This window comes from Acidobacteriota bacterium (assembly GCA_022340665.1).
GTDB lineage: Bacteria > Acidobacteriota > Thermoanaerobaculia > Thermoanaerobaculales > Sulfomarinibacteraceae > Sulfomarinibacter.
In genome coordinates this window covers 1-8,369 of record JAJDNM010000105.1, presented here as the reverse complement: position 1 = coordinate 8,369, position 8,369 = coordinate 1, and the positions used below count along the sequence as shown (strand labels likewise).

10 protein-coding genes are annotated in these 8,369 nt (G+C 60.7%); 4 read left to right on the top strand and 6 right to left on the bottom strand.

Annotation, left to right across the window (positions count from 1 at the left end; all coding sequences use genetic code 11):
- Both LJE93_12285 and LJE93_12280 read right to left on the bottom strand, forming a co-directional pair.
- Nucleotides 1-495, bottom strand: a 495-nt coding sequence (locus LJE93_12285) for a hypothetical protein (protein MCG6949681.1), incomplete at its 3' end; no start/stop codon positions are given.
- Nucleotides 496-570: 75 nt separating this feature from the next.
- On the bottom strand, nucleotides 571-1,605 hold the full coding sequence (locus LJE93_12280; GenBank protein MCG6949680.1) for a DUF4388 domain-containing protein: 1,035 nt from the start codon (nucleotides 1,603-1,605) through the stop codon (nucleotides 571-573).
- A 159-nt stretch (nucleotides 1,606-1,764) separates the two neighbouring features.
- Here LJE93_12280 and LJE93_12275 point away from each other — a divergent pair, with 159 nt between their 5' ends.
- Both LJE93_12275 and LJE93_12270 read left to right on the top strand, forming a co-directional pair.
- Nucleotides 1,765-2,064, top strand: a complete 300-nt coding sequence (locus LJE93_12275) for a metalloregulator ArsR/SmtB family transcription factor (protein MCG6949679.1) — start codon at nucleotides 1,765-1,767, stop codon at nucleotides 2,062-2,064.
- 13 nt (nucleotides 2,065-2,077) lie between these two features.
- The gene (locus tag LJE93_12270) at nucleotides 2,078-2,530 is read left to right on the top strand and encodes an SRPBCC family protein (GenBank protein ID MCG6949678.1); all 453 of its coding nucleotides are present in this window, start codon (nucleotides 2,078-2,080) and stop codon (nucleotides 2,528-2,530) included.
- 8 nt (nucleotides 2,531-2,538) lie between these two features.
- Here LJE93_12270 and LJE93_12265 read toward each other — a convergent pair whose 3' ends face one another.
- The 4 genes from LJE93_12265 to LJE93_12250 are packed head-to-tail and all read right to left on the bottom strand — an operon-like array spanning nucleotide 2,539 to nucleotide 6,265.
- Complete coding sequence (locus tag LJE93_12265) at nucleotides 2,539-2,856, bottom strand: zf-HC2 domain-containing protein (GenBank protein ID MCG6949677.1); 318 nt, start codon at nucleotides 2,854-2,856, stop codon at nucleotides 2,539-2,541.
- A complete protein-coding gene (locus LJE93_12260) occupies nucleotides 2,853-3,344 on the bottom strand; it encodes an RNA polymerase sigma factor (protein MCG6949676.1) in 492 nt (163 codons plus the stop codon). Before LJE93_12260 ends, LJE93_12265 begins: the two co-directional genes overlap by 4 nt.
- Before the next feature lie 53 nt (nucleotides 3,345-3,397).
- Nucleotides 3,398-4,969 carry an aryl-sulfate sulfotransferase gene (locus LJE93_12255; GenBank protein MCG6949675.1) on the bottom strand — a complete coding sequence of 524 codons (1,572 nt, stop codon included), beginning with the start codon at nucleotides 4,967-4,969 and terminating at the stop codon, nucleotides 3,398-3,400.
- A 24-nt stretch (nucleotides 4,970-4,993) separates the two neighbouring features.
- Complete coding sequence (locus LJE93_12250; GenBank protein ID MCG6949674.1) at nucleotides 4,994-6,265, bottom strand: mandelate racemase/muconate lactonizing enzyme family protein; 1,272 nt, start codon at nucleotides 6,263-6,265, stop codon at nucleotides 4,994-4,996.
- A gap of 70 nt (nucleotides 6,266-6,335) precedes the next feature.
- On the opposite strand from LJE93_12250, the gene LJE93_12245 reads away from it, so the two are divergent.
- Both LJE93_12245 and LJE93_12240 read left to right on the top strand, forming a co-directional pair.
- The gene (locus LJE93_12245; GenBank protein MCG6949673.1) at nucleotides 6,336-7,190 is read left to right on the top strand and encodes a MoxR family ATPase; all 855 of its coding nucleotides are present in this window, start codon (nucleotides 6,336-6,338) and stop codon (nucleotides 7,188-7,190) included.
- Nucleotides 7,183-8,369: VWA domain-containing protein (locus LJE93_12240; GenBank protein ID MCG6949672.1), on the top strand; the 1,187-nt coding region annotated here is incomplete at its 3' end. The genes LJE93_12245 and LJE93_12240, both read left to right, overlap by 8 nt.

The following is an 8,369-nucleotide window of genomic DNA, read 5'->3' as shown; positions in this document are numbered from 1 at the left end:
GGCAAGCCGAAAATCCGGCCGGCGCTGCCTCTCTTCCGCCGGAAGAGACAGATAGACGTCCTCCACCAGCCATCGTAGGTACGTGACGAGATCACCCTCAGACGACCAGTGCTGCCTTTCGAAACCGACGCAACCGCGCCCGCTGAGCGCCAGGAACGGATACCGAGCCGCCCATATTGGTGCCTGCCCCCGGCTCGAACCGACGCTATCGAGCGACCACTCGGCGTTCGAGACGCGGATATTCATCGAAGATCCTCGGGCGTCGCCCGCGACATGTCCACCGGGGAATGGTGCTGCTGACAGGAGCAGCATGCCGTTACCGGGATCCAGGACTGCGACGAAGGACCCGGCGACCGATGGACATCCCGAACTGGAGTCGCTGACCACAATCTGTGGCCGCAGGGGTTCGTTGGACATTTCTCCTGCGCCAGCACCGGATATGCCGGCTCCGAAAGCCGACCACGCAACCAACGAAAATGCTATCGCGATCTTCACGAGATCCTCGACGGAACGTTATCCCGCTTCGAGGACTCTGAATGTGTTCTGGGTCACCTCGGGTGTGATCGCCATTCAGTCCCGGTCTCGGATCGGGTTCGCCATTTCACGAGCAACACGGGCAACCACGCGTTCGAGCTCGCCACTGTTGCCGATCGCGTTCTTCTCGGAACCGTTGTCACCGTAGAGCACCGCGGCGACCTTGCCATCGACAACAAACGGAATGACGATGACTTCAGTGGGGATCAGGTCGCCGAGCATTTCGACGAGCGCTTTGTTGGCCTCTCCGTGCTTGAGGCGGCCGCGATAGCTGCGCGCTTCGTCGATGACCCACGATATGACCGAATCCTCGGTCTCCTGACGTTCGATACGATGGCCTGCCGCCATCGACAGCGCTGAATTTCGATCTTCGTCGTCGAATCCCCCGACGACGCTGAAAGAGTCCGGGCAGACGAGGAAGAGAATCGCACGCTTCACCAGCCTGGCTGCGTAGTCGAGAATGACCGCGGCCATTTCGGACGTGACGATGAGAGACTGCTCTTTCAGGCCTTCGAGGACGGACCGTACTCCTGTGGACTCGCCGGCCGCCGAGTCCTTTTGAATCGCCTTGTCATGTTCGGCCGCGCCACCGAGAAGAACCTGCTCGGCGCGAAAACCGGTCTCGAGCATGACCTCGTGCGGATCCACCCTGACCTGGCCGAGATCAGGAATCTCCATCGGCTCGTAGGTCCCGACACCCTGTTTCCAGCTCAGTGCATCTCGCATGACGTTCTGGAACTGGAGGAACACGATTCGATTCAATTCTTCGGGGGTGACCGCGTCCATCTCCATGAGAATCTGACCCAGGAGCGTAGGTCCTTCCTGTTCGTTCTGTCGAGTAAGCGCCTCGTCGAGCTGCTTCTCGCTGATCAGGTCGCGGTGCACGAGCATCGCACCCACAGTTTCTCGCGTCCCGGTGGAGGAGGCGTAGACAATGTCGCCGTTCCGAAAGGCGAGCGTGAGGCGATTGCGCCCGCTCACCACGGTCATCCGGCCCGTCTTCTGGCCCTGGGCCAGCAGCATCATGAAGTCCGCGACTGAAAGATCCTCGATGTCGGCGGTAATCGTCACAGCGGCTCACTCCAATTCGGCCGGAATCTGCCGGTCCGGTTTCCATAGATTCTATATCGTGTTTCGAGCGGCGGACGACGGCCTGCGGCAGTCAGTCGATCCTCGCGAAAGAAACCGCCGATATTGCATTATTCAATAGTAAGTATAAACTTACCGATAGTGGTATCTCACGAACACCTTCTGAAGGCCCTGGTTGATCCGACGCGTCGCGAGATCTTCGAGCGACTCCGATCGGGTCCGCGATCGGTCGGGGACCTGGCCTCCGGCCTGCCTGTAAGCCGCCCGGCAGTGTCCCAGCACCTCAAGGTCCTCAAGGAGGCGGGACTGGTTCGGGAGCGACGACAGGGAACACGGAGTTTTCACTCGGTCGATCCAGGTGGTCTCGAGCCGCTTCGTCGCTACCTCGAGAAATTCTGGGGTGAGGTGTTATCGGCGTTTGATTCGGCAGTCGATGAGTAATCTGGAAGTCGAGATGAGCGATGAACTCACAATTCCGCCGGTGCGGAAATCCGTCGAGGTCGGCTGCAACCCACGCGAGGCATTCCGCCTGTTCACCGAGGAGATCGACAGCTGGTGGCCGCTGGCGACCCATTCCATCGGCGAGGCAGATGCCGAGTCCTGCTTTTTCGAAGGTCGCGAGGAGGGAAGGATCTACGAGATCCACGGCGACGGATCGGTTCACCTGTGGGGCACGGTGACCGCATGGTGCCCGCCGGAGAGGGTAGCCTTCTCCTGGCATCCCGGCCGCGAGGTCTCGACAGCCCAGGAGGTCGAGCTGAGATTTCGTCAGGTGCCGGGAGGCACTATTGTCGAGCTCGAGCACCGGGGATGGGAAGCCCTCGGCGAGCGAGCGCTTCAGACTCGCCAAGGGTACGAAACCGGGTGGGAACCGGTGCTTCAACGGTACGTGGGCCGCTGCGCCTGAGCAGGCCCTCATCGTGCCAACAGGAACATGGCCCCCGCAAGAGCGGCACCGCCCATGATGAGGGTTCCGATAGCGACGACTGCCGCCAAAGTGATCATGCGATTCACCATCTGTCGTTTCGCCTCCCCGTAGGCGAGGGCCTCGGCATCGGGGCTGACAGGTACCGGCGGCGAATTTGGTAGCGAACGTTCCCACTTTTCGGCCAGGCTCGCGAGTTCGCTGTCATCGTCGAGGTGCTCCTTGACCAGGGCCATCGAGTCGGCACTGGCCTCTCCGGACAGATACAGGGGCAGGAGATCCAATATCACGTCACGTGAAACCGTCATGCTTCACCTCCATTTCGGTTCATGGCTGCTGCGAGCAGCTTCCGGCGGGCGCGGTGGACCCTGACCCGGGCGGCACCCGTCGATATTTCGAGAATTCTCGCAATTTCTTCATACGGGAGCTCATGCTCCGTTCTCAAGATAAGGGCGAGCCGATCCGGCGTCGCCATCACCGCCACAGCGCGTGTTACGAGGTCGAGGTCCATACGGGCGGAGACAGTTCGGTGCGGGTCCGGTGCGAGGTCAACTACCTCGTTGGGGAGCTGTTCACTCTTGCTGACCGAGCGCCCGCGTTTGATGGAGATGTTCCGCGCGATGGTAAAGAGGTAGCCCTTGAGGGTCTCGGTGCGCAAGCGGTCGCGTTTCGCCCAGGCTCTGATGAAGGTTTCCGAGGTCACGTCTTCAGCCTCGGTGGTATCGCGGGTGAGCCAGACGGCAAACCGGTAGACGTCTGAGAAGTGCGTGGTGTAGAGCTGCTCGAAGGTCATCATCGTGTTTCGCCCACGAAGAGACTACCCTCGAGAACACAGTCTGTTACAGAGGGTCATTTTTTCGAGGCGCGCAACAGTCTGATGATTCCAGGGTGGGTCGGAGAAATCCGCATGGCACGCGCCAGTCCATAGCGGGTTTCTTCTGCCGATGAGCCCGGGGTTGTTGACCGCGCCCATGGTGGGCTCGGTTTTCCCGAATAGTCGCCCATGAATGGACTGCGATAGTCCCAGACGACCTTGCCTTTGAAAGTCACTTCGAAGATTCGCCCGAATTCTCCGACGCACACGAGGGTGTTCCCGTTTGCCAGCCGCTGGGCACCAGAGATGTGGGCCGAGTAGAACCGATCGGCGGCGGATCCGGAGAATGACCAGACGCGTCCCGAGTCGTCGGGATTCAAAGCTGCCTCCGATTCGGCAGACTGGGTGAGGTTTCGAGGCAGTCGTATCTCGTCAACCGACGAGTAATTGCCGTTCGTTCGCCCGCGACCGTTGTTGAACACCATCAGGTTACCTGCGCCTGGGAAGCCGGGCTGAATCCAGCTCACATCGTGTTGGCCGAACAGGTTCTGGCGATCGGCGAATCGAGCTCCTCGGTAGACCTGGGGATTGCCCCATCGGAAGATGAGGTCACCACCTCGACCCGCCTTCCCTCCGGTGTGCCGTGCCGCTTCCGAGGTCGTCGTGCCGTGATCGATGAGCCAGATCTCATCGAATCGGAGGACACTCAGGGCGAGAAGGTCGAGTTGGGGATTGAAGGACACCGAGTTCGCATGATTCCAGTCTGCTTTCTGTTTGTCGGATCTTCTTCGTGGATCCTGATCCGGATTCGAATCGGCGATGTAGCCAAGCGCTCTCAACCGGGCTATTTCGTCGGCCGACTCGCGACGATGTCCGACATCTCCGTTTATGTCCACGAGTTCCGGGTGATCCTCGACCTTGCCATAGCGGCTGAGTCGCGGGTCACGGTTCTGAACCATATGGTCCCACACGTGCCATTCCCAGACGATCTCGCCGCCTTCCGGCCGCGTCGGCCGGATCTCGACCAGATGTTCTGACCAGAGGCCCAGGCCGGTGATCATCTCCTGATCCCGGCCAGCCATCAGAGCTTCTCGAGCAGTCTTTCTTTCCCATGCGAGGAGGATGATGTTTCCGTTCGGGAGGAGCTCGATGTCGTGATGTTGGATCTGCTGACGGCTGGAGTACCGGTATTCCCAGGCAATGGTTCCATCCAAACCGATCTCCTGGACTATGCCCCCGTAACCCCCGAGATCGAAGGAGAGATTGTTGGGATCACGGGCTGCCCGCAACAGGTGTCCGTTGGCGAGGAGGTACATGCCAAAGGTCGGCGTGTACGAGCTTCGCCATTCATGGACAATCTCCCCGTCCATGTCGATCAGGTATGTGGATGTCGATCGCAGTGGCGCGACGATCGTATAACCCTCGTACGCGCCCGGTAGGTTCTTGAGCAGTCCTCTCTCCTCGTCCGTTCGATAAGGGTTCGGCGTCTGAGCGGAGGCCGAGATAGACGTTGCGACGAGTGCAAGCCCGAATGTCAACGAAAGCATGGCGTTGACGCCGACAGAACCACCAGCGGCTGACGTGCCCGTATGTTTTCCAGAGCTCATCCTGGGGGACCTCCGTTTTGAGGATCAGGGTGTCGACCGGGCAATCCGTCGACGCCGTTCCCGGTCGATCTCCTTCGATGCCTTGATGCCACGGTGTCTGAGCGAAAACCAGATCAGGCGCTTACGGTCCATGACGAAAAAGCGTGTGCCCCAGCGGCCGAGAGCCTTGCGATCGATCGTGATGCCGAGACCTGGTGATTTCGGTGTTTCGAGAGTTCCCTGGTCGTGGTGGAACGGTTCCTCCAGGATGCCGTCGCGCGCCTCGACCGTCCAACCCGGGGGTGCCAGCGGGTATTCGAGCTCTCGCTCACCGGTGAAGCCGCTGGCGGCAAAGAGTTGCAGATTGACCGCGAAACCGATGCCGTTGGTCCAGGTGTGAGGCGAGTAGGCGAGACCGTGCTCCCGCACCTCCCGGATGATCTCCGCCGTCTGAGCGATGCCGCCGGCGAAGACGGCGTCGGGCTGAAAGATGTCGTAACACCGGCGCTCGATCATCATCCTGATTTCAGGCAGGCCGGAGCTGTGAAGTTCCCCGCCTGCAATCGGCACGGCGCTGTAATCGGTGAGCCGGGTTAGGTCGTCGTAGCTATCCATCGGCAGTGGCTCCTCGATCCACGCGACACCCTGGTCTGCACACGTGTCTGCAAACCTCTTCGCGCGCTCCAGGTCCCAGAGGGGCGAGTCTCCGACGATCGTGACTCGCCAGCCCTGGTTGGCGTCGACCGCGATATTCATTCGATTACCCACCGCTTTGGTCGTCTCGACCACGTGGCGGATGTCTTCCTTCTCGTCGTGTTCGTGGACCCTGAGCTTTACCGTTCGGAAGCCTTCCGCGTACCGCGCCTCGATTTCCTGAATTCGCGCCGCAGGATCCTTGACCTCGCCGGTCGAGGCGTAGAGGCGGACGGTGCAAGGCGAGCCGCCCAGCATCTCGCAGACCGGCTTGCCGGCGAGCTTTCCACGGATGTCCCAGAACGCGGGCTCGACCCACCAGTTTCGCCATCCGAGATACCCGATTTCGCGCAGGCGCTGCTGGATGAGGGTTATATCGCAGGCGTCCTCACCGAGGAGGTAGGGTCCAAGCAGATCGCCGAGCCCTGCGCGCTCCCGGCCGATGGACGGTCCGGCACTGTAACCTTCGACACCGTCTTCGGTCGTGATTCTGACCAGCGTGAACCGGTTTTCGTTCGACGGCATGCCCGGAATCCAGGCCGGTCGAAAGGTAGCTGGCAGGGGGATGGCGACGTGAAAAAGCTCGACCCTGGCGACACGGCTCGTTGTCTCTTTGGAGTCCATGACGTCACCATAACAGCCTCGCAGGTATCTTCCAGTATGATGACGACTGAATTCCTCGAGGGAGCCGTTCATGAGCGAGAGCTTCAGTCGTTTTTCGGGAACGGACAGTTACATCACGTCGCCGGAACTCCGTCACGCGGTCAACGTAGCGGCGGCGATCGAACGACCGTTGCTGGTTCGAGGCGAACCGGGCACAGGCAAGACTCTGCTGGCGACGGCGGTCGCCGAAGATTTTGGGCTGGAGCTGATTCCCTGGAACGTCAAATCCACCTCCAAGGCGGCGGACGGGCTGTACGTGTATGACACGGTCAAACGGCTGCAGGACAGCCGGTTCGGTGATCACGATGTCTCCGACATCCGCCAATACATTCAGCTCGGACCTCTCGGTCGTGCGTTGACGGCGGATCAGCAGGTGGTTTTGTTGATCGACGAGATCGACAAGGCCGACCTCGAGTTCCCCAACGATCTCCTGCACGAGCTGGACGTCATGGAGTTCACCGTGATCGAGACCGGCGACAGACACCGCGCCAGCCGGCGTCCGATTGTTGTGATTACCTCGAACGCGGAGAAGGAGTTGCCGGACCCATTCCTGCGGCGGTGCATCTTTCACTTCATCGAGTTCCCGGACGAGGAACTCATGACCCGCATCGTGCGGGTTCATCATCCGGAAATCGAGAAGAAGCTCCTCGAGCAGTGCCTGGCACGCTTCTATTGGCTGCGCAAGGTGAAGGGATTACGAAAACGACCGTCCACCTCAGAGCTTGTCGACTGGATCGGAGCGCTGATTGCGGCGGGCGTACAGCCCGGGCTGCTGGCACAGGAGATTCCGTTCCTCGGTGCACTGATCAAGAAGGAGGAGGACGTCGAGGCCGTCGGCAAAGCGATGGCGGGTTCCTCTGCGAGGTGGCCCCAGGAAGATGCCTGAAACGACTTCTTCCCAACCGGGCCACACCGGGGTCCTCTTGCCCTTCTTTTACCGCCTCCGCGCTCACGGGTTGAAGGTCACGCCGCAACAGTGGCTCACCGTGATGGAAGGGCTTGCAAGGGGGCTGCACGGCTCGTCGCTGATGGGTTTCTACTCGCTTGCCCGCGGGATCTTGGTCAAGGACGAGGCCGAGCTGGACGACTTCGACCTGTGCTTCGCGGCTCATTTCAAGGGCATAGAGGCAGAACTGTCGGAGATCGACCGGGCGGTCTGGGATTGGCTCGCAAACACGGTGTCCCCGCCGACCATCGACCCTGAGTGGTTGAAGGTGATGGACGCGGTCGACGTTGAGGGACTCCGCGCCGAGTTCGAGAGAAGACTGCAGCAGCAGAGTGAACGTCACGACGGGGGTGATTTCTGGGTCGGCACTGGCGGGACCTCGGCCTTTGGCCACTCTGGCGGCCATCCCGGCGGGATACGGGTGGGCGGTGACCATGGGGCCGGCACTGCGGTCCAGGTGGCGGCCGAACGGCGGTACCAGGAGCATCGAAAAGACCGGGTTCTCGACACCCGGCAGTTGAGTGTCGCGCTGACGAAGCTGCGTGCCCTCGAGCGAACGGGACCGGCTGACGAACTCGACCTTGACGACACAATCGATCGCACGGCCCGCGAGGGCGGAGAGCTCGAGCTGGTCTTCAAACCGCCGCGCGAAAACCGGCTTGGCCTGCTTTTGGCGATGGATGTCGGTGGTTCCATGTGGCCATTCAAGCATCTGGTCGACACGCTTTTTTCGGCCGCCCACCAGGCTCGGCATTTCAAGAGCTTCGAGCACGTGTACTTCCACAACTGCATCTACGAAAGGGTTTACGGCAATGCGGCATTTTCCGAGAAGATCCCGCTTGCCGAGCTATTCAGGGATTTTGATCGGGAGACAAGGCTGGTTCTCGTCGGCGACGCTTACATGTATCCGGGAGAACTGACGGATCGTTTCGGCGCGATCGATTGGACCGAACGCAACGAACGACCCGGAATCGACTATCTCGAGCGTGTGCGTGATCATTTCGCGCACTGCGCATGGCTCAACCCGATGGGTGAGGGCTCGTGGGATGCACCGTCTATCCGCCTCATTCGCCGCTTATTCCCCATGTACCCGTTGACGGTGCAAGGGGTCGAGGATCT